Genomic DNA, 19,225 nt, shown 5'->3' with positions numbered 1-19,225 from the left:
CAGTGCGGGCACCGCGGCGCTCAGTCGCGGAAGAACCCGCGCACGAGCGCCGCGCATTCCGCCTCGCGTACCCCGGCGATGACCACCGCACGCTCTGGCAGCCTCCGGTCGCGCACGAGGTCGTAGCGCGAGCCGACGGCGCCTGCCTTGTCGTCCCAGGCGCCGTAGACGAGCGTGCCGACCCTCGAGGAGAGGATCGCCCCAGCGCACATGGCGCAGGGTTCGAGCGTGACGACGAGCATGCATCCGTCGAGCCGCCAGCTGCCGAGGTGCTCGGCCGCGCGCCTGAGCGCGAGCACCTCCGCGTGCCCCGTCGGGTCCCCGGTCAGCTCCCGCTCGTTGTGCGCCGTGGCGATGACCTCGCCCGCAGCGTCGGTGACGACTGCACCGATGGGGACGTCTGCGCTCGCGAGCGCCAGCTCGGCCTCACTGAGAGCGATTCCCATGAGCTCGTGCAGGCGCTCGTCGACGTGGAGTGACACGCCGCCCATCTTCCCATCACGGCCACGATCTCATCGACCGGATGTCACCGGGACGCCTCCAGCATCGTTACTCTGTATTTCATGCGCCTGCACGTAGCCGACCACCCGCTCATCACCCACAAGCTCTCGGTGCTGCGGGACGAGAAGACCTCGTCGCAGCAGTTCCGCTCGCTGGTCGAAGAGCTGGTGACCCTCCTCAGCTACGAGGCGACCCGCGACGTCCGCACCGAGTCGTACGAGCTGCAGACCCCGGTCGCGAAGACCACTGGCCTGCGCATGACGGACCCCGTTCCCCTGGTCGTCCCGATCATCCGCGCGGGCCTCGGCATGCTCGACGGGTTCCTGAAGCTCGTCCCCAACGTCGAGGTCGGCTTCCTCGGCATGCGCCGCAACGAGGAGACGCTGCAGCCGGAGACCTACGCCAAGCGCCTCCCGGAGAACCTCGCGAACCGCCAGTGCTTCGCCCTCGACCCGATGCTGGCGACAGGCGGTTCACTTGTCGCCGCGATCGACTTCCTGTTCGACGCGGGGGCAGTCGACGTCACGGCCATCTGCATCGTCGCATCCCCGGAAGGCATCGAGAAGATGCGTGAGGCGTTCGCCGACAAGAACGTCACGGTGGTCGTCGGAGCCCTCGACGAGGGGCTGAACGAGGACGGCTTCATCGTGCCGGGACTCGGCGATGCGGGCGATCGCCTCTACGGCGTCGCGGAATAAACTTCGCGTCATCTGTTGACATGTGCCGTCACGGGGAAAGATACTGGCGGCATGACGAACATCTCGCGACCCCTGACCGCCATTTCGGCGACGGGAACCGCTGGCATGATGATGCCCAGCAGCGTGATGTGCTGTCGAATGTGCCGCTGACTCCGGAACTCACCCTCCGTCGAGTCGCCGCATTTCCCGCCCCCTTCTCTCATGACGGCCTGTCCCATGGAGAAGGAGCCCTGCGCCCCTTGGGCCAGCGTGGTCGCGCTGCTCTCTGCACCCGACCGCATCCCGCCGAGGCTCCAGCCCCTCGGCACCGTCCGCGAACCGTTGCGGGCAGCACCCGCCCGCAGGTGGGTGCCATGAGCATCATCACCTCGAAGGACTTCCTCCCATGTCGCTTGCTACCGACTTCCGCCGCCCTCGCACCCTGAATGCCGTGACCCAGATCCCAGAAACTCCTCGCCCCGCCTACGTCCAGGCGGTCCCCGCCGCGCCTGAAGCGCGCGGTTTCGTCCTCTACGTCGGTCTCGACGAAGCGAAGGCCAACCTCGACGGAACGACGCTCACCGAGCTCGTCGAAGCGCTCAAGCGCGTCACCGCCGAGGTCGCCCCGCACGCCGAGACGCACGCAGCCGTCGCCCTGGCTCCGAAGGGCGCCGGCGGTCGCGACGTCGACGTCGTCCGCCTCGCACTGCAGGACCCTCAGGCGCTCGCTGCCCGCGGGGTCGAGGAGGACCACCTGCCGGACTCCGCTGAGGGGGTCACGATCGACACGACTCGCAAGCGCGTGAGCGTCTCCGGCGAGAACGCGGGCCTCACCTACAAGGAGTTTGAGCTCCTCCAGGCGCTGGTGCTGCGCGAGGGACGCACCGTCGACCGCACCGAGATCATCGACATCCTGTGGCGCGACAGCGACGAGGAGCGCCCGAACGAGCGCACCATCGACGTGCACGTCCGCCGCCTCCGCTCCAAGCTCGGTGCCTACGGAGACATCGTCCGCACGGTCCGCGGCACCGGCTACCGCTTCGACCGTCACGCCGACGTCGAGGTGCTCTACCCGAACGCACAGTCACCCGACCGCCTCTGATCGGCCTGGCCCCATCCCCCGCCGGGACCGGGCCTCTGCGCCGCATTGCGGCGAGTGGATGCGGCCTCTCGCGCCGCGTGGTCGCGCCGGATTCCGTCGCCTGATGTACTGGCCAGTACACTGCAACGGAAGCTGACGAGACGACGAAGCTGGAGGCCGGATGCCGACGACGAGCAACCCAGTGGAGGCTTGGGAGTCCCTCTTCCGAGCCCAGGTCTCGATAATGCGGGAGCTCCGCAGCGAGTTCTCGAGCAATTCCATGTCGATGAACGAGTACGACGTGCTCTTCAACGTCGTGCGGGAGCCGCAGGGACGCATCCGGCTCCGCGACCTGAACCGCAACGTGCTGATCACGCAGTCCTCGGTGTCGAGGCTCGTCGATCGGCTGGTGCAGCGCGGGTTCCTCGTGAAGATCGACGACCGGCTCGACCTGCGATCGACGCTCATCGAGGTCACGACGGAGGGCCGCGCCGAATTCACTCGTGCGGCGCGCACGCACATGCGCAACATCCAGGAGCGGATGACCAGCTCGCTCGACGCGGACGAGCTCCGCACCCTGCAGCACCTCTGCACGAAGCTCCGAGTCGGCCAGACGGGTGGTCGCGGGCGTGACTTCGGCGCCTGATTTCGCATGGGCCGGTGCTGCTTCCGCCGCACCGCTCGATGCGGCGACCGCCAACACGCTCGCCCACGGACTCCAGGTGCTCGCCGACCCGACGCGACTGCGCATCCTGTCTCTCGTGGCCGCGAATCCGGACCGTCCGACGACCGTGACGGAACTCGTCTCAGCGCTCGGATGCGCGCAGTCGACGGCCTCGCACCACCTGCGGATCCTCGTTGACGGCGGGTATCTCACCTACGAGCGCAGCGGCACATGGGGGCTGTATCGCCTCGAGGCGACGAAGCTCCAGGCGACCTCGGCAAGCATCCGTCCCCGCTGAGCCCGGCGCCGAGCCTCCCGAGAGGCGAGAGCCTCGAGACGCAGGCCGGGACGGGCCGACAGCCCCGCCCTGTCCGCCTCAGCCCTCGAGGTGGCGCTCGTCGACGCCGTTGTAGACGGCGAGCGGGCGGATGAGCGAGTTGGCTCCGGCCTGCTCCATGATGTGAGCCGTCCATCCCGTGATGCGCGCCGCAGCGAACAGGGGCGTGAAGGTCGGGGTGTCGAAGCCCATGAGGTGGTAGACGGGACCCGCCGGATAGTCGAGGTTCGGCTTGATGCCCTTCCGCTCGCCGAAGCTCCGCTCGAGCGCCTCGGAGAGCTCGAGCAGGTCACGTCGGTCGTAGTGCTCGGCGAGGCTCTCGAGGGCGGCGTGCATGGTGGGAACGCGTGAGTCGCCGTTCTTGTACACGCGGTGCCCGAATCCCATGATCTTCTTCTTGTTCGCGAGCGCGTCATCGAGCCAGGCCTCGACGTTGGCCGCGTCGCCGATCTCCGCGAACGTGTGCATGACCGCTTCGTTCGCGCCACCGTGCAGGGCGCCCTTGAGCGCGCCGATCGCGCCCACGACCGCCGAGTAGAGGTCTGCCGTGGTCGACGTGATGACGCGTGCCGTGAACGTGGAGGCGTTGAAGGAGTGCTCGGCGTACAGCACCATCGAGACGCGGAAGGCATCGACGACCTCGGGGGCGGCCTCCTCCCCGAACGTCATCCAGAGGAAGTTCTGCGAGTAGTCGAGGTCGTCGCGAGGCTCGACGAGCTCCAGGCCGTGCCTGCGGCGCTGGTCGTAGGCCACGATCGCGGGGAGCGCAGCGAAGAGGGCCTTCGCCTTCGCGAGCTCCGCCTCGGGCGACGGGTCGTCCGCGTCTGGGTCATTGGCGCCGATGACGCTCACGGCCGTCCGCACGACGTCCATGGGATGCGCCGTGACGGGCAAGACATCGATGATGGAGCGCACGTTGTCGGCGAGCGCCCGGCCCGAGCGCTCCTGCGCTACGAACTCGGCGAGTTCCGCCTCGCTCGGCAGCTCGCCTCCCCACAGCAGCAGAGCGACCTCCTCGAAGCTCTTCTGCGCCGCGAGCTCCTGCACCGGGTAGCCGCGGTAGAGCAGGGAGTTGGTCTCCGGGTTGACCTTCGAGATGGCGCTGTAGTCGACGGGCACCCCTGCGAGGCCCTTGTAGATCTCCTGCTCAGTCATCGTTGACCTGCCCTTCCTTGTGTGCCGAACGCTGCTGTCGTCAGCGCTTGACGGTGAAATTGAACACTCCGCTGTCGAAGTGGTTATACCCCTCGTAGTCGACAAGCTCGTACAGCTCCGCGCGGTGCTGCATCTCGTCGAGCTTTCCCGTGAGCGTTCCGTGGCTGATGAGCTCGTCGAGCGCCCCTGCCGTCGCGCCCATCGAGATGCGGAGGGTCGAGACGGGCCAGATGATGAGGTTCATGCCGACGTCGGCGAGCTGCTGCACCGTGAAGAGCTCGCTCTTGCCGAACTCGGTCATGTTGGCGAGCAGCGGCACGTCGATGGCCGCGCGCATGGCCGCGAACTCCTCGAGCGATGCCATCGCTTCGGGGAAGATGGCGTCGGCGCCCGCGTCGACGAGCTTCCTGGCGCGGTCGATGGATGCGTCGAGCCCGTCGACGGCGCGGATGTCGGTGCGCGCCATGACGAGGAAGTTGGGGTCTCGCCGCGCATCCACGGCCGCCCTGATGCGCTTGAGCGCCGTCTCCTCGTCGACGACCTGCTTGCCGTCGAGGTGCCCGCAGCGCTTCGGGTTGACCTGGTCTTCGATGTGCATGCCCGCGAGGCCGGCGTCCTCGAGCTCCTGCACGGTGCGGGCGACGTTCATGGGCTCCCCGAAGCCCGTATCGGCGTCGATGATGGCCGGCAGCTCCGTCATGCGGGCGATCTGCCTGCCACGCCCTGCGACCTCGCTGAGCGTCGTGAGCCCGATGTCGGGCAGGCCGAGGTCGGCGGAGAGCACGGCCCCGGAGATGTAGACGCCCTCGAAGCCCTTCTGCTCGATGAGGCGAGCCGAGAGCGGGTTGAAGGCGCCAGGGAAGCGCAGCAGCTCCCCGCTGGCGAGACTCGCGCGGAACGCCGCGCGCTTCTCGGCGGGGCTGGTCTTGGCGTACAGCATCAGAAGATCCCTCCGCCTTCGTTGAACTCGATGACGCCGGGCGACGCGACGAAGCCGAGCTGGCCCAGCTCACCTGGGGCGAGCTCGGGGAGCCGCTGCACGGTGTCGAGGAAGCGCTCGATCTCGTGGTCCTCGACGACCTCTGCGGCGAGGGTGCGGAACTTGTGGATGTACTCGGCCCTCGCGAACGGCCGCGCGCCGAGCGGATGCGCGTCGGCGACGGCGATCTCGTCACGGATGACGGTTCCGTCGGCGAGCAGGATCTCGACGCTCCCGCCGAACGCCTTCTCGGCGATGTCGAGCGAGTGGTAACGGCGGGTCCACTCCGGGTCCTCCTCGGTCACGACGCGCTTCCACAGCTCGACGGTGTCGGGCCTGGCGGCTCGCTCCGGCGCGTAGGAGCCCACGTGGTGCCAGGCACCGTCCTGCAGCGCGACGGTGAAGATGTACGGGATCGAGTGGTCGAGCGTCTCGCGGCTGGCGGTCGGGTCGTACTTCTGCGGGTCGTTCGCGCCGGAGCCGATCACGAAGTGCGTGTGGTGGGAGGAGCGGATGAGGATGCGCTCGATGCGATCGGGCGCAGTCGCGAGCTGGGGGTGCTCGTTGTGCAGCTTGCGCGCGAGGTCGATCCAGGCCTGCGCCTGGTACTCGGCGGAGTGCTCCTTCGTGTAGCTGTCGAGGATCGCGAGCTTGGACTCTCCTGCGGCGGGGAGGGGCACCTGGTAGCGCGCGTCCACACCTCCCAGGAGCCAGGCGATGACGCCGTCCTCGCCCTCGTAGATGGGGGTGGGGCTGGTCTGGCCGCGCATGGCACGGTCGACGGCCTCGACGGCCATCTTCCCCGCGAAGGCCGGCGCGTGCGCCTTCCAGGTCGAGATCTCGCCCTTGCGCGACTGACGTGTGGCCGTGGTCGTGTGCAGCGCCTGCCCGACGGCCTGGAAGATGCTCTCCGCGTCGAGCCCGAGGAGCGTCCCGATACCGGCCGCCGCCGACGGGCCAAGGTGGGCGACGTGGTCGATCTTGTGCTTGTGCAGGCAGATGCCCTTGGCGAGGTCGATCTGGATCTCGTAGCCGGTCGCGATGCCGCGAACGAGCTGCTCACCGGAGATGGCTCGCCGGCCCGCGAGGTGCTGGGCGACCGCCAGGATCGGCGGAATGTTGTCGCCAGGGTGCGAGTACTCGGCAGCGAGGAACGTGTCGTGGTAGTCGAGCTCACGTACCGCGACGCCGTTCGCCCAGGCCGCCCACTCCGGTGAGGTTCGCTGCGCGTCTTCGAGCCCGAAGAGCGTCGAGCCGGCGCCGTGGCGGGAGACGCCGTGCGCGAGTGCCTGGTCGCGGGCGGCGACGATGGGGGCTCTGGTGAGCGAGGCGGCCGCGACTGCGGCGTTGTCGATGACGCGGTTGATGACCATGTCGGTCACCTCGGCCTGGACGGGGACGGGGTCGGCGGCGACCTCGGCGATCTTCCACGCCAGCTGGTCGCGGCGCTCGAGGTTCTCGTCGCTGCGGTGGACTCGGACGTCGTGGAGATTCACGTGTGGAGGATCCCTTCTGGAGGAGTTGGTCGTGGAGCGCTCGGCTGCAGGGAGGAGAGCGCGTTCGTGAGGCTGCGGTGCAGGTGGACGTGGGTCGCGTGCGAGGCGAGGCGAGGGTCGCGGGCGAGGATCGCGTCGACGACGCTGAGGTGCTCGCTCGCGGCTTCGCGCAGGCGTTCGGGGTTGTGGCTCGCGAGCCTGCGCACTCGCGAGGAGTGGAGGCGGCACGATTCGAGCGCGACGCTGAGGTAGTCGCTTGCCGCGGCCTCGTCGATGGCGCGGTCGAGAGCGTCGACGAGTTCGAAGTAGTCGGCGATGCCGGGCTCGCCGAGCTCGAGGAGCTGGGGTGCGTGCAGCAGGCGGATGCGGATGGACTCGAACGGCTTCTCGTCTCGGCGCATCGCCGCGAGCGCGGCGGCCTGCGTCTCGAGCGCCTCCCGCAGCTCGTAGAGCTGGACGACACGTTCTGGGCTGATCTCGGAGACGAGCAGCACTCTCGGCGACTGGCTGCGCACGAGACCGTCGGCGAGGAGTCTCGTGAACGCACCGCGGACCGGCGTGCGAGACACCTCGAGGCGGCTTGCCTGCTCGACCTCGGTGAGCACCGTCCCGGGCAGGAGCGCACCCGCGAGGATCTCCTCACGGAGCACCGCGTAGACCCGGTCGCTGGCGAGCATGGTTCCCCCTCGTTTGGACACCCCTCAATGTATGCACAGTCGGCCCATTGAGCAACGATTCTGCCCAAACTGCCAGGCTATGCATACATAGGTGCATCCCCGTTCGTGCCCGCAGCAGCCGAGGCCACTTGACCGCTCGCCGCGCCGAGTCGTGCGGAGCCGCTCGTGCTCTAGCCTTGGAGGAAATTCCCTCAGAAGAAGGCCTTTTGATGCCCGATATTCGCAGCACAGCGACTGATCTCTTTCGCCGCAATCCCGTCATGTGGGCCTTTTCCGTGGCAATCGGCCTTCTCCTGGCTGCGCTTCTCGCAACCACCGTCATTCAATTGCAGTCGGTGGTCCTTTCCGTCTTCATCGCATTCTTCATCACCCTCGGACTCGACCCGCTGATTCGTCTCCTTCAGCGCCTCGGGCTCAAGCGAGGAATGGCGATCATCTCCGTGATAGTCGTCTTCATCCTCATCGTCGCAGGGCTCATCTGGATCGTCGTGCCCATTCTGGTCAACCAGATCACCTCCCTCGCGACGACCATTCCTCAAGAGATCACCAGGATCAACAACGAGGGCTGGTTCGACACCGTCAACAAGGCCACGAACGGTGCCGCCACCAACGCCCTCGACTGGGCGCAGAACACGGCGACCGACCCGAACACCTGGGCGACCGTCGGCGGCGGCGCCCTGAAGGTGGGGACGACGATCGTCAACGGCGTCAGCACCGGACTGTTCGTCTTCATCCTCACCCTGAACTTCATCGCGACGCTCGGCAGCATCAAGCAGGCGGGCTACTCGCTCATCAACGCCTCGGTCCGCCCCCGCTTCGAGGAGTACGCGGAGCGGATCATGGCCTCGGTCGGCTCGTACCTCAACGGCATGGTGGTGCTCGCCTTCATCAACGCGGTGTTCAGCGGGCTCCTCCTCTGGATCGTCGGCGCTCCGTACCCGTTCATCGTCGCGGTCATCTGCTTCTTCATCACGCTGATCCCGCTCATCGGAACCATCATCACCACGGTCTTCCTGACCGTGATCGCCCTGTTCGCCTCGCCCGTCGCGGCGCTCATCGTCCTCGTCGCGATGCTCGTCTACATGCAGGTCGAGGCGTACATCCTCACGCCGCGCGTCATGTCGAAGGCCGTGCAGATCCCCGGTTCCCTCGTCCTGATCGCCGCCCTCGCGGGTGGAACGCTGCTGGGCCTCGTGGGAGCCCTCGTCGCGATCCCGCTCGCCGCCGGCATCGTGCTGCTCGTGCGCGAGGTCGTCATCCCCAAGAAGGCGCGGAGCTAACCGAGTCGCCTGAGGCTATCGATGCCTTTCTTCGATGTACATATACCGCCACAATGGCGGACTCTTATCCCACCTCTTTCATCCCCTCCCTCACCCGCGAATAGGATATTCAAGGGCTCACCGACGGGGAATGCGAATACCGCCCGCTGATCTCAGTGGTGGAAGTGCACGCCGTGGCCCGCTTCGCGCGGCAGCGGCGTCTCGAGGGAGTCGAGGTACTCCACGTCACCTCGGATGTCCGCGAGGAGGGACGACGCGAGGTCGCGGCTGAGGCCGACCTTGACGACGATGCGCTGGAGGATGACGTCGCCCATGTTGTCGGCCATGGGGTAGGCAGGCACGAGCCAGCCCTTCATGCGGAGCCGGTCGGCGAGGTCGTAGAGACTCCAGTTGCCGGTGTGGCCGTCTTTCAGCACCCAGGCGAAGACGGGGATCGTGTCTCCGCGGCTCACGAGCTCGAACGGCCCCATCTTCTCGATCTCCGAGGAGAGGTAGGTGGCGACGTCGATCGAGTTCTGCTGGACGAGCCGGTAGCCCTCGCGACCGAGGCGGAGGAACTGGTAGTACTGCAGCAGGACCTGCGCGCCCGGGCGGGAGAAGTTCAGGGCGAGGGTCGGCATGTCGCCGCCGAGGTAGCTGACGTGGAAGATCATGCTCTCGGGGAGCACCGCCGTGTTGCGCCACACCACCCAGCCGACGCCGGGGTACACGAGCCCGTACTTGTGGCCGGACGTGCTGATCGAGTTCACCCGGTCGATCCCGAAGTCCCAGCCGAGGTCCGGCTGGCAGAACGGTGCCACCATCGCGCCGGATGCGCCGTCGACGTGGATCTTCACGTCGTTGCCGGTCGCGGCCTGGATCTCGTCGAGTTTCGCGGCGATCGCCACGACGTCGTCGTAGAGACCGGTGAAGGTCTGTCCGAGGATCGCGACGACACCGATGGTGTTCTCGTCCACGTACGTCTCGAGCTCGTGGCCGTCGAGCACCAGGTGGTCGGGCGACACGGGCACGTACCGCGCCTCGACGTCCCAGTAGTTGCAGAACTTCTCCCAGACGACCTGCACCGCGGCCGACATGATGAGGTTGGGCTTCTCGGTCGACTTCCCCTCCGCCTTCCGCTTCTCCTGCCAGAGCCGCTTGAGCGCCAGGCCGCCGAGCATGCAGGCCTCCGACGATCCGATCGTGGAGGTGCCGATGGTGTCGGCGACGTCCGGGACGTTCCAGAGGTCGGCGAGCATCCGCCAGCAGCGGTCTTCGATGGCCGCCGTCCCCGGGTACTCGTCCTTGTCGATCATGTTCTTGTCCGCGGCCTCGGCGTAGAGCTTCTTCGCCTCGTCGTCCATCCACGTCGACACGAACGTCGCGAGGTTGAGGCGCGAGTTGCCATCGAGCATGGCCTCGTCGTGCACGATCTGGTAGGCCGTCTCCGGGAGGCTCTGGTCCGCCGGCATCTTGAACTTGTCGAAGACCGTCGCCTCGCCGGGCCGGACGAAGACGGGGTTGATGTCGAGGTTGGGGTTGATGTTCGTCGGCTGGCGGGCGCCGCTCGTGTTCTTCTCCATGGAATATCTCTCTTCTCACTCGAACGGGGACTTCGTGGAAGTGCTCGGGGCTCATGGTGATGCTGACAGAGTCAGACTCCCACCGATTGAGACAGGCGGACGATCGGTGCCACGAATCGGACGGACGGTCACACGCTCGACCGCGAGTTCGAGGATGCTTGGCACATGACCACAGGAACCATCCCCACCGTCGCTGCGACGCAGACTCCTCCAAAGACGGCGTGGGCCGCCATCGCGGCCATGATGGCGACGAGCTTCGTCCTCGTCGTCGCCGAGTTCCTCCCACCGAGCCTCCTGCCGTCCATGGCCGCTTCCCTCGGCATCACGGAGGGGCAGGCCGGGCAGACCGTGACCGTGACGGCCTTCGTCGGGTTCCTCACGGCCCCCACGATCGGCATCCTCGTGCCCCGTCTCGACCGCCGCACGCTGCTCGTGGTGCTCGCCGGCGCCGCCGCACTCTCGAGCGCGGTCGTCGCCGTGGCTCCCGGGTTCGTGCTCCTGCTCATCGCCCGGCTCCTGCTCGGCGCGGCACTCGGCGCCTTCTGGGCCATGTCCATCGCCATCGCCGCGAGCCTCTCCCAGCCCAAGCACCTGGGCAGGGCCATCATGCTCGTCAACACGGGCACCACGGTCGCGACCGTCGCCGGCGTGCCGCTCGGCAGCTACCTTGGCACGATCATGGACTGGCGCCTCATCTTCGCGAGCGTCGCCATCGTGACCGTCGTCGTCGCGATCGCGCTGCGACTGGCCCTCCCGCACGTTCCCCCGACCGCATCGAGCGGCGGCTTCCGCTCGCTCGTGGAGACGCTCCGCGTCCCCGGCATCCGCGTGGGGCTGACCGGACACATCCTCACCGTCCTCGGCCACTTCGTGGCCTTCACCTACATCCGTCTCGCCATCGACCGAGTGCCCGGACTCGACGGGGTCGGGGTCGCCGCGCTGCTCGTCGCATTCGGCATCGGCGGTGTCATCGGCAACTTCGTCGTGGGCCTGCTCGTCGACCGGCACCTCGCCGTGCTCCGCTTCGCCGTGCCCCTCCTCATCGGCGTCTCGATCGGCATCGTGGCGCTCGCACCCGGCCAGATCTGGCTCGTCGCGGTCGCCGTCACCACGTGGGGCATCGGGTTCGGCGGCTGGCTCACGACGCTGGGGACGTGGATGGGTCGCCTGGTCCCCGACCGCATGGAATCGGGTGGCGGGCTCTCGGTCGCCGGCTTCCAGCTCGCCATCACCCTCGGTGCCGGTGTCGGCGGCCTGCTCATCGACCTGATCGGCGTCACACCCGCACTGGTCGTCGCGTCCGTATCGGCGATCGTCGGCGGCCTCATCTTCGGCAGCGCGCGCTTCCCCGGCCGCACCAGCTGAGCAGCTCGACTGCCCAGGTCGAGCGGATGCGCGTCAGGAGCTGGCGCGCATCCCTCGCTCCGACCGTGCTCTCGCCTCGGCACGCCAGCGTCCAGGCGTGGATCCCGTGTGCCGCTGGAACGCGCGGCTGAAGCCCGCCTGCGACTCGTAGCCGAGCCCGCTCGCGACCGCCCCGATCGTCAGCTCGCTCCGCAGGAGCAGTCCCTTGGCCGTCTCGATGCGCACGCGTGTCAGGTATCCGATGGGCGTCTCGCCGACGGACTCCTGGAACCGCGCGGCGAAGACCGAGCGCGACATCCGCGCGACGCGGGCGAGCTCGTCGAGCGTCCACGGGTCGCCCGGCTTCTGGTGGAGGGCCTCGAGGGCGGCCGCGAGCTGCGGCTCGGCGACGTCACGCAACCAGCCCGCAGGCGCGCATCCCGCCTCGTTCCAGGCACGGAGCGCCGTCGACACGATCGTCGTCGCGATGCGGCTGCAGATCACGGCGTCACCCGGCCGAGGGTGAGCGCCCCCGAGACTCCAGGCGCACGCCATGCCATCGATGAGCGCCACCATCGAGGGCTCCTGCGCGGCGAAGTCACGCACGATCAGGGAAGCCGGCAGCGCCTCGGCCGCGGTCTGCGCCTGTGGTGCCTCCTCGAAGCCGACGTCGATGAACTCGGCTTCGACGCTCGCGAGCACCGACGACACGTGCCCCCTGGGGAAGAACACCAGGTCACCCGCCACGAGGTCGACGACCGGTGCCCCCAAGGCCGAGAGTCGGATGGCGCCGCGGAAGACGAACACGAACCCCGGACCGGCATGGCGGCGCACAACCGGCTCCCCAGCAGCGAGCTGGTGGCGGTGCGATCCGATGAGCGTCCACTCCAGGGAGGCGAGGGCGCGGTCGAACGCATCACTCGGGGGCGCCTGCAGCATCGTGGTCGTCACACTGAGTCGAACACCACGGACCCGGCGCTTGTTCCGCGCCTCACCGAAGCGCGCGCTCGTACCTCCGCCTCGCCACGATCTGCGCGACTCGGAGGAGCGGGAACAGCAGGCGCCAAGGTCCCGATGGCGCCGGTCGGGTCAGCGAGCGGATCGTGAACTCGACCCGAGCATCCACCCGCCGGACGATGAACGCCTCCTCCCCGCACACGGGATGACCCGGCAGGGTCCGGTAGGCGAACCCCACCCTCGTCGGCTCGTCGACGACGGCCACGACCTCGACGGGCTCCTGGATGCGCACCCCACCCCACCCGGCGATGATCGTCGGCCGCGCCCCCAAGACTGCAGGGGTCCCGTCCGGATGCACCTCAAACCCGCTGCGCGTCTTCACTCGCCAGAGAAGCACGTCTGCCGCGGCCCGCTCCCACAGCGCATCCCCGTCGCCGAGGGCGACCGTCTTCTCGAAGCGTCGGAGCCGCCCAGCCTCAGGGCGCCACACGTCGAGGTGCGGTTGCGTGAGCGCCTGCGGAACGGACGTGGCCATGCCCCCAGCCTGGCATCCGGCTGACTCCTCGGCGAGCTCGAGTTCCGAAGCGCTCGGTTCCTGCACCGCAGGTCGCCCGTTGCCGGTTCCCGCTCCCAGTCGGGACGGTCAGTCCAGCAGGTGCGTCTGGCCGAACATCTCCGCGGTCGCGCGCGCAGTCGGCGTTCCCGCGTCGAGGTCCGCGCCCGCGTCCCGGAGCAGGCGCACGATCTCGTCCTCGCCCTTGAAGAGCGCCCCCGCGATGGGCGACTGGTTCCGCGCGTTGCACAGGTCCACGTCGGCTCCGTGACGGATGAGCGCCTGGACGGCCCCCGCGTGGCCGCTGTACGCGGCGAGCATCAGCGCGGTGTTGCCTGCTGCATCCTGCAGGTCGACGGGCATGCCCTGGTCGATGAGATCCACCAGCGTCTTGCTGTCACCGCGGCGAGCACAGCCCATCGCGAGCTCCGTCAGCGTCTCGACTTGTTCTGGCGTCAGTTCGGGCATGGCAACAGGGTATCCGCCGCTCCGGTTTGACTCGCTACGATGTGGCCACCCCAAGCATCGGAGCCCTCGTGAAGACCATCGGCGTCAGCATCGCAGTCATGGCAGCAACCCTCCTCTTCCTCAGCGGATGCGCGCAGACAGCCGCGCCGGCGGCCGGCACCTGGGGCACCCCCGACTCGAGCGGCCAGGGCGAACCCGGCCTGCGCCTCTCCGACGACGGCAGGGTGACGGGCAACGACGGCTGCAACCGGCTCATGGGCGACTGGAGCGAGACCGACGGGAAGATCGAGTTCGGAGCCCTCGCGTCGACGATGATGTTCTGCGAGGGCGTCGACACCTGGCTCATCGGCGCCGCGTCGGCCTCGGTCGACGGCGACTCGCTCCTGATCTACAACGACGCCGGCGATGAGATCGGCACGCTCCCCCGAAGCTGACGCGCACCCCGGGCGACTCCGTTCGATGCGGCAATCCGGGCGACGCGCACGCTCCGAATACCCCCACAGAGACCAGCACTGACCGGAGGGTAGGATTCTGCGTTGATCATGCTTTCCTTTCCCCAGCCTCAGCCAGTGCACTCGCGCATCGTCGGAGTCGGCTACGAGTCGCCGGAGCGCATCGTGACGAACGATGAGCTCTCGCAGACTCTCGACACGAGCGACGAGTGGATCACGTCACGCGTCGGCATCCGCGAGCGTCGACTTGCCGCAGACGGGCAGAGCGTCACCGACCTGGCCGCAGCGGCCGGCGTCAAGGCGCTCCTTTCCGCGGGCGTGGAGGGCACGGACATCGACATGGTCATCGTGGCGACGATGACGGCCATGGACCGTTCGCCATCGACGGCCGCGCAGGTCGCGACCCGCATCGGCGCGACGCACCCCGTCGCCTTCGACCTCAACGCGGCATGCGCTGGCTTCTCGCAGGCGCTCGCCGTCGCCGACCAGGCGATCAGCGCAGGCTCCGCGAGCCGCGCCCTCATCATCGGCGCCGAGCGCATGAGCGATTTCATGGACTGGACCGACCGCACCACCGCCATCCTCATGGCAGACGGCGCCGGCGCGGTCGTGCTCGAACGCAGCGAGACCCCCGGTGTCGCCCCCGTCGCGTGGGGTTCGCAGCCGGAGCTCGGCAACCTCGTGCGCATCCAGCAGCCGTCCGGCCGCTTCGAGCAGGAGGGCCGCAGCGTCTTCCGCTGGGCAATCACGCAGGCGCAGCACGTCGCGATCGATGCGCTCGCGAAGGGCGGGGTACGAGCGGACGAGCTCGTCGCGTTCGTCCCGCACCAGGCGAACCTGCGCATCATCGACGCCCTCGGCAAGCAGCTCGGCCTCGCCGACGACGTGGTCGCTCGCGACGTCGTCTACTCGGGAAACACCTCAGCCGCCTCCATCCCCATCGCCCTCGCCAAGCAGGTCGAGGCTGGCGTCGCCGAGCCCGGTGGCCCCGCCCTCCTGCTCGGCTTCGGCGGCGGCTTCTGCTACTCGGGTCAGGTCATCGCGTTCCCCGAGGTCCGCAACCCCGCGTAGACGCCGCAGGCTCTGGACGCATCGGCCCGAACGCACACATGCGGGGGCCGCGCCTGAGGCCCCCGCATGCTCCGCACCCACGCCTGACGGCGAGGAGTTGCCCTACCGCCTCGCCGTTCGGCTGCTACTGGTAGGTGTCGACGAAGGTGTCGTGCTTGACGGGAGGTACCGGTTCGAGCGTCTGCGATGTCTGCGGGCTGTACGGGTGGTTCTTCGCAGGGGCTGGCTCGTCGGCGGGCGGCATGAAGACCGGCTTGCCGTCGTCGCCGAAGTACATGAGGTCGAGGTCGAAAGCCCCCTGGTTCTTCAACCCGAAGCTCACCCAGTTCTCCTCGAACGGAGCGCGCGCAAGCTCATAGCAGCGGAACTTCCAGAACTTCCACTCGCCATCCTGCTTGATGAAGTCGATCGCGTACTTGCACCAGACCCAATGTGCCCAGACCTTCTTGCCGAGCACTTCTTCCGGCGAGTACATGTCGGGGAATTCCTCTGCGACCTTCGGGTCGGTGAGGCCTGACTCGCTGCCCGCCATCATCCAGACGCCCGTTGCGGTCTTCCCGTCTCCTGCGACCTCGATGACCGGTGTGTTCGTCGTGTGCAGGATGAGCTTGCCTTCCGGGCGCGGCCGTCCACGGTGATAGTCGGTGATGCTCTGCCAGCTCGTGTACTGCCCTGCGTTGGTGTACCTGGCGCGGAGGCCTTCCGTTCCTTCGTGTGCCCAGAGTGGGATGATCTGCTCGTCTTCGAAGGCATTGTGCAGGTACATGTAGCGGTTGAAGAGGTTCTCGACCTCACCGCGGTCGTTCGCGCGGGTCGCGAGTGCACGCAGCTCAGCGAGCTCCTCACGGAGCTGCTGGATTTCGGCGGTGGTCGTGTCAGTGGTGTTGGTGAGTGCAGTCATAGATTTCTCTCTCCTTCTCTTCCCGGGCAGGCGCCGTCGCCTGCCCGAAGCTTGGTTGGTCTGATTCCTGGTTCAACCCCAGGCGGTATCCATGGCCGCCAGGACCTGGTCGACCGTTCTCTGACCGGTCAAGAGGCCCTGGACGCCCGTCCCGAGTTCCTCGTAGACCTGCGCGTTCGGCCACATGTTGTTCGGCAGTGGGGCGAAGTCGCCCGCCGCGAGGATGTCCGCCACGGGCGCGTAGATCGTCGACGAAAGATCGAGCTGCTCGTAGCCGGTGACCGGGAGCGCACCGGAAGCGTCGGCGAATGCCTGAGCCTGCGCTGGCTCCGCGACCCAATCGAGGAACGCCTTGGCGGCGGCGCCCTTGTCCGACGCCGCGTTGATGGAGAGCGCGTAGTTGGAGCTCGCAAGCACGTACTGGCTGGCTCCGGCATCGACCGGCCACGGCTCGACGGCGAACACGGAATCGGGAACCGACCGCTGAATCTCGGCCGCCGTCGCGGAGGGGACGATCGCTCCGAGAGCCGTACCCTGTCCCAGGCCATTCGTGATCACGTCGAAGCCACCACCTTCGACGCCGCCCTGGAAGCAGCCCGCGTCATTCAGGCTGATGATCGTCTCCAGCGTCGTCTCCCACCCCTCGCTGTCCGCGAAGGAAACATCGCCAGCGGTTCGCTGGTCGTTCCAGTCAGGAGTCTGCGCGTACACGCGGGACGCGGACAGCGACATCGCCAGCATGCCCGTGTTCGGCGGCGCGGCCCCCGCAACGGCGAGCATGGATTTGCCTTGACCCGCGACGTCGGCGCAGGCCTTGAGGTAGGCGTCGAAGTCGTCGGGGAAGGAGGAGACACCGGCCGCGTCAGCATTGGTCGTGCTGTAGACCATGCTCGTGACGGTGAGCTCCATCGGCTGCCCGTACGTCGCTCCCTCGATACCGAAGAGGGACTCGCTCCCGGCGGGGACGATGCCTGCCGCCGTCTCATCGAGTTCGGCCAGGAACCCCGCCTCGGCGAGCGCGACGACCGAGTTCGGCTGGCCCCGACCCGGCGCCGTCTGGACGATGTCGGGAGCGTTGCCCGCGTTGAGCTGCGTGCGCAGGTTCTGCCCGTACGTGTCGTTCGGCTGCGGGTTCAAGGTGATCGTGACGTTCGGGTTCGCCTCCATGTAGGCCTTCGCGAGCACCTCGTAGGGGCTCTCCATGTTGTTGGCGGCCTGGTAGGTCATCGAGAACTCGACGGCCCCATCTTCGGCACCGGTTTCTGAGGTGCCCGAGGAGCAAGCGGTGAGGATGAGGGCAGTGGCGGCCAAGCCGGCCACTGTCCCGGTTGCGCGAAATCGTGAGCGTCGTTGCTCAGTCATATCCGGACCTTCCTTGACATCGTTGTCGTGACCCGAATGCCGAACCGATTCGTCGAATCGTCCTCGGCACGCCGTGTCGATGGGATGCAGATATGCCGCAGGAGGGGAGGCGGCACCAGAGGGCAGACGCGAGACCCGGTCGACTTGATGACCCACGTAGCACTGCGGCCGATGGCCAGGTGCAGATCTCGCTCGAGCAGCATCGTTGCATGCTCACCCTGCTTGCGTCCCACACTACGCACTTCAGTCGGTTTCGCACATAGAAGAGACCGATGGGGCTCTTCAGTCGCGTGGATAGAGCTCACGACCTCCTCGCGGCACGAGTCCCTCAGCGCGGAAAACACCCGTTGGGCTCGCGAAGAACGCCCAGGGTTGCCCCATGTCATCCTTCGCTGCGCGCAGGGCGCCCTGCTCGACCCTCGCTTCGCTGGGGGCTAGCGGCGCAGGTGGGCGCGTTCGATGAGCGCCTGGAACTGCAGCTCGGCGGCGCCGATGAACAGCAGGTCGCTGCCGAGCCCGGCCCGCACCACCTCGACCTCGCCGTAGTTCGGGGCGAGCGTGTGCTCGGCGAGGATCTCGAGGAAGTAGTCGCGCTCGAGGTCAAGCAGCACGCCGAGGAACCCGCCGAGCACCACCCGCTCGGGGTTCAGGATGTTGATCATGTTGCGCACGCCGACGCTGAGCACCCCGAGCTGGCGGTGCGTCTCGAGCTTCACCGCCGGGTCGATGTTCTGCTGCAGCATCCGCTCCAGCTCGTCGTCGCTTGCACTCTTCGTGCCGAGGGCGGCGAGCAGTCGGCGCCTGCTGACGACACGCTCGAGCTCGTCGTCGCCCGAGTTGCCGAGCGCCGCGGGAGTCGCCACGAGGTTGTGCCCGAACTCGCCCGCGTAGCCGGCGACGCCGTGCAGGAGTCTGTCGTCGGCGATGATGCCGCCGCCGATGCCGCTCGCGCCGCCGTTCATGTAGAGCATGTTGCTGATGCCGCGGCCAGCGCCGAAGATGTGCTCGGCGACCGCGCCGAGGTTGGCGTCGTTCGCGGCGAGCACCGGCAGGCCCGTGGCCTTCTGCAGCTGGTCGGCGAGCGGCACGTCGCGCCACTCGAAGTGGGGCACCCAGCGCACGAATCCGTCGGAGGCCCGGACGAGTCCTGGCACGGCGACGCCGATGCCGACGCATTCGTAGAGCGTGTCGAGGCTCTCACTGAGGCCCTCGACGAGGGCCTTCACGATGGCGACCGCTTCTCTCGCGGTCGGCGGCTTCTCGGTTTCGAAGCGGATGCGCTTCAGCAGCTCGCCGCGGAAGCTGACGACACCCACGTTCAGGGCGTCCACCTCCGGCACGACCGCGACGGCGACGATCTTGTCGCAGACGCCGACGACGGGGCTCGGCCTGCCGACGAGATTCGTCGCGACGGGTTCGTGCTCCTCGACGATGCCGCGGTCGGCGAGCTCGGAGACGAGCGCAGCGATGGTGGAACGGTTGAGGCCGGTCTCGCGGGTCAGCTCCGCTCTGGACGCCTGCCCACCGCGGTGGAGGCGTTCGAGGATGAGGGAGAGGTTCGAAGAGGCGACACGATCGGTGGCCATGCCGTCCTCTTTCTCTCGCTCGTCACGGCAGTGCGTGTCTGGTTCTGGTTCTGGTTCTGCTTCTGCTTCCGGGCAGGCTGGCGCTCGGCCGAGCCGTTCCGTCGCCCGCGCTGGGTTCAGCG

The 19,225-nt window shown here is 67.9% G+C and carries 20 protein-coding genes; 8 read left to right on the top strand and 12 right to left on the bottom strand.

Going from position 1 to position 19,225, the window contains the following annotated elements; all coding sequences use genetic code 11:
* Nucleotides 1-20 precede the first annotated feature (20 nt).
* Nucleotides 21-482 carry a nucleoside deaminase gene (locus C5E07_RS15600; RefSeq protein ID WP_374953204.1) on the bottom strand — a complete coding sequence of 154 codons (462 nt, stop codon included), beginning with the start codon at nt 480-482 and terminating at the stop codon, nt 21-23.
* Between the two features lie 81 nt (nt 483-563).
* Here C5E07_RS15600 and upp point away from each other — a divergent pair, with 81 nt between their 5' ends.
* The 4 genes from upp (at nt 564) to C5E07_RS15575 (ending at nt 3,221) form a co-directional block, all read left to right on the top strand.
* On the top strand, nt 564-1,199 hold the full coding sequence (gene upp, locus C5E07_RS15595; protein WP_104243489.1) for a uracil phosphoribosyltransferase: 636 nt from the start codon (nt 564-566) through the stop codon (nt 1,197-1,199).
* A gap of 385 nt (nt 1,200-1,584) precedes the next feature.
* On the top strand, nt 1,585-2,280 hold the full coding sequence (locus C5E07_RS15585) for a winged helix-turn-helix domain-containing protein (protein ID WP_104243493.1): 696 nt from the start codon (nt 1,585-1,587) through the stop codon (nt 2,278-2,280).
* A gap of 160 nt (nt 2,281-2,440) precedes the next feature.
* Nucleotides 2,441-2,905 (top strand): MarR family winged helix-turn-helix transcriptional regulator, encoded by a 465-nt coding sequence (locus C5E07_RS15580; protein ID WP_104243495.1) that lies wholly within the window; start codon nt 2,441-2,443, stop codon nt 2,903-2,905.
* Nucleotides 2,889-3,221 carry a helix-turn-helix transcriptional regulator gene (locus tag C5E07_RS15575; RefSeq protein WP_181058082.1) on the top strand — a complete coding sequence of 111 codons (333 nt, stop codon included), beginning with the start codon at nt 2,889-2,891 and terminating at the stop codon, nt 3,219-3,221. The genes C5E07_RS15580 and C5E07_RS15575 overlap by 17 nt, the downstream gene beginning before the upstream one ends.
* 78 nt (nt 3,222-3,299) lie before the next feature.
* Here the strand turns inward: C5E07_RS15575 and C5E07_RS15570 are convergent, their stop codons facing one another.
* The 4 genes from C5E07_RS15570 to C5E07_RS15555 are packed head-to-tail and all read right to left on the bottom strand — an operon-like array spanning nt 3,300 to nt 7,567.
* Nucleotides 3,300-4,415, bottom strand: a complete 1,116-nt coding sequence (locus C5E07_RS15570) for a bifunctional 2-methylcitrate synthase/citrate synthase (RefSeq protein ID WP_104300446.1) — start codon at nt 4,413-4,415, stop codon at nt 3,300-3,302.
* A 40-nt stretch (nt 4,416-4,455) separates the two neighbouring features.
* Nucleotides 4,456-5,355 carry a methylisocitrate lyase gene (gene prpB / locus C5E07_RS15565; RefSeq protein ID WP_104300444.1) on the bottom strand — a complete coding sequence of 300 codons (900 nt, stop codon included), beginning with the start codon at nt 5,353-5,355 and terminating at the stop codon, nt 4,456-4,458.
* A complete protein-coding gene (locus C5E07_RS15560; protein WP_104300441.1) occupies nt 5,355-6,890 on the bottom strand; it encodes an MmgE/PrpD family protein in 1,536 nt (511 codons plus the stop codon). Before C5E07_RS15560 ends, prpB begins: the two co-directional genes overlap by 1 nt.
* Nucleotides 6,887-7,567 carry a GntR family transcriptional regulator gene (locus C5E07_RS15555; protein WP_104300439.1) on the bottom strand — a complete coding sequence of 227 codons (681 nt, stop codon included), beginning with the start codon at nt 7,565-7,567 and terminating at the stop codon, nt 6,887-6,889. Before C5E07_RS15555 ends, C5E07_RS15560 begins: the two co-directional genes overlap by 4 nt.
* A 275-nt stretch (nt 7,568-7,842) precedes the next feature.
* Between C5E07_RS15555 and C5E07_RS15550 the strand changes: the two genes are divergently transcribed.
* The gene (locus tag C5E07_RS15550) at nt 7,843-8,847 is read left to right on the top strand and encodes an AI-2E family transporter (protein ID WP_181058080.1); all 1,005 of its coding nucleotides are present in this window, start codon (nt 7,843-7,845) and stop codon (nt 8,845-8,847) included.
* A 152-nt stretch (nt 8,848-8,999) separates the two neighbouring features.
* Here C5E07_RS15550 and C5E07_RS15545 read toward each other — a convergent pair whose 3' ends face one another.
* Nucleotides 9,000-10,409 carry a glutamate decarboxylase gene (locus C5E07_RS15545; protein WP_104300435.1) on the bottom strand — a complete coding sequence of 470 codons (1,410 nt, stop codon included), beginning with the start codon at nt 10,407-10,409 and terminating at the stop codon, nt 9,000-9,002.
* 165 nt (nt 10,410-10,574) lie between these two features.
* On the opposite strand from C5E07_RS15545, the gene C5E07_RS15540 reads away from it, so the two are divergent.
* The gene (locus C5E07_RS15540) at nt 10,575-11,774 is read left to right on the top strand and encodes an MFS transporter (RefSeq protein ID WP_104300433.1); all 1,200 of its coding nucleotides are present in this window, start codon (nt 10,575-10,577) and stop codon (nt 11,772-11,774) included.
* A 33-nt stretch (nt 11,775-11,807) separates the two neighbouring features.
* On the opposite strand, the gene C5E07_RS19665 is transcribed toward C5E07_RS15540, so the two are convergent.
* The 3 genes from C5E07_RS19665 to C5E07_RS15525 all read right to left on the bottom strand — a co-directional run bounded on the left by C5E07_RS19665 (nt 11,808) and on the right by C5E07_RS15525 (nt 13,731).
* On the bottom strand, nt 11,808-12,704 hold the full coding sequence (locus C5E07_RS19665) for an AraC family transcriptional regulator (RefSeq protein WP_219820103.1): 897 nt from the start codon (nt 12,702-12,704) through the stop codon (nt 11,808-11,810).
* Between the two features lie 40 nt (nt 12,705-12,744).
* A complete protein-coding gene (locus tag C5E07_RS15530) occupies nt 12,745-13,245 on the bottom strand; it encodes a DUF1990 family protein (RefSeq protein ID WP_104300644.1) in 501 nt (166 codons plus the stop codon).
* Nucleotides 13,246-13,353: 108 nt separating this feature from the next.
* Nucleotides 13,354-13,731: an ankyrin repeat domain-containing protein gene (locus C5E07_RS15525; protein WP_104300431.1), complete on the bottom strand. Its 378-nt coding sequence runs from the start codon at nt 13,729-13,731 to the stop codon at nt 13,354-13,356.
* 41 nt (nt 13,732-13,772) lie between these two features.
* On the opposite strand from C5E07_RS15525, the gene C5E07_RS15520 reads away from it, so the two are divergent.
* Nucleotides 13,773-14,165, top strand: coding sequence for an META domain-containing protein (locus tag C5E07_RS15520; RefSeq protein ID WP_258063985.1), 393 nt, complete (start codon nt 13,773-13,775; stop codon nt 14,163-14,165).
* A 108-nt stretch (nt 14,166-14,273) separates the two neighbouring features.
* Nucleotides 14,274-15,254, top strand: coding sequence for a beta-ketoacyl-ACP synthase III (locus C5E07_RS15515; RefSeq protein ID WP_104300640.1), 981 nt, complete (start codon nt 14,274-14,276; stop codon nt 15,252-15,254).
* A 124-nt stretch (nt 15,255-15,378) separates the two neighbouring features.
* Here C5E07_RS15515 and C5E07_RS15510 read toward each other — a convergent pair whose 3' ends face one another.
* From C5E07_RS15510 to C5E07_RS15500, 3 genes are all read right to left on the bottom strand, one after another.
* Nucleotides 15,379-16,155: a nuclear transport factor 2 family protein gene (locus C5E07_RS15510; protein ID WP_104300428.1), complete on the bottom strand. Its 777-nt coding sequence runs from the start codon at nt 16,153-16,155 to the stop codon at nt 15,379-15,381.
* Between the two features lie 72 nt (nt 16,156-16,227).
* Entirely contained in the window at nt 16,228-17,475 is a 1,248-nt protein-coding gene (locus C5E07_RS15505) for an ABC transporter substrate-binding protein (protein WP_374953206.1), read from the bottom strand.
* Nucleotides 17,476-17,951: 476 nt separating this feature from the next.
* Nucleotides 17,952-19,103: an ROK family transcriptional regulator gene (locus C5E07_RS15500; protein ID WP_104243534.1), complete on the bottom strand. Its 1,152-nt coding sequence runs from the start codon at nt 19,101-19,103 to the stop codon at nt 17,952-17,954.
* Nucleotides 19,104-19,225 lie beyond the last annotated feature (122 nt).

Origin of the sequence: Pseudoclavibacter sp. RFBJ3 (assembly GCF_002931375.1) — a bacterium.
GTDB lineage: Bacteria > Actinomycetota > Actinomycetes > Actinomycetales > Microbacteriaceae > Pseudoclavibacter.
The sequence above is the reverse complement of the archived record's forward strand: the minus strand, read 5'-3'. Positions and strand labels throughout refer to the sequence as shown.

Bases quoted from the DNA above. Each gene is read 5' to 3' on its own strand.
- C5E07_RS15580 (WP_104243495.1), top strand. From the start codon at position 2,441: ATGCCGACGACGAGCAACCCAGTGGAGGCTTGGGAGTCCCTCTTCCGA.
- C5E07_RS15525 (WP_104300431.1), bottom strand. From the start codon at position 13,731: ATGCCCGAACTGACGCCAGAACAAGTCGAGACGCTGACGGAGCTCGCG.
- C5E07_RS15540 (WP_104300433.1), top strand. From the start codon at position 10,575: ATGACCACAGGAACCATCCCCACCGTCGCTGCGACGCAGACTCCTCCA.
- upp (WP_104243489.1), top strand. From the start codon at position 564: ATGCGCCTGCACGTAGCCGACCACCCGCTCATCACCCACAAGCTCTCG.
- prpB (WP_104300444.1), bottom strand. From the start codon at position 5,355: ATGCTGTACGCCAAGACCAGCCCCGCCGAGAAGCGCGCGGCGTTCCGC.
- C5E07_RS15570 (WP_104300446.1), bottom strand. From the start codon at position 4,415: ATGACTGAGCAGGAGATCTACAAGGGCCTCGCAGGGGTGCCCGTCGAC.
- C5E07_RS15515 (WP_104300640.1), top strand. From the start codon at position 14,274: ATGCTTTCCTTTCCCCAGCCTCAGCCAGTGCACTCGCGCATCGTCGGA.
- C5E07_RS15510 (WP_104300428.1), bottom strand. From the start codon at position 16,155: ATGACTGCACTCACCAACACCACTGACACGACCACCGCCGAAATCCAG.
- C5E07_RS15545 (WP_104300435.1), bottom strand. From the start codon at position 10,409: ATGGAGAAGAACACGAGCGGCGCCCGCCAGCCGACGAACATCAACCCC.
- C5E07_RS15500 (WP_104243534.1), bottom strand. From the start codon at position 19,103: ATGGCCACCGATCGTGTCGCCTCTTCGAACCTCTCCCTCATCCTCGAA.
- C5E07_RS15555 (WP_104300439.1), bottom strand. From the start codon at position 7,567: ATGCTCGCCAGCGACCGGGTCTACGCGGTGCTCCGTGAGGAGATCCTC.
- C5E07_RS15585 (WP_104243493.1), top strand. From the start codon at position 1,585: ATGTCGCTTGCTACCGACTTCCGCCGCCCTCGCACCCTGAATGCCGTG.
- C5E07_RS15530 (WP_104300644.1), bottom strand. From the start codon at position 13,245: ATGGCCACGTCCGTTCCGCAGGCGCTCACGCAACCGCACCTCGACGTG.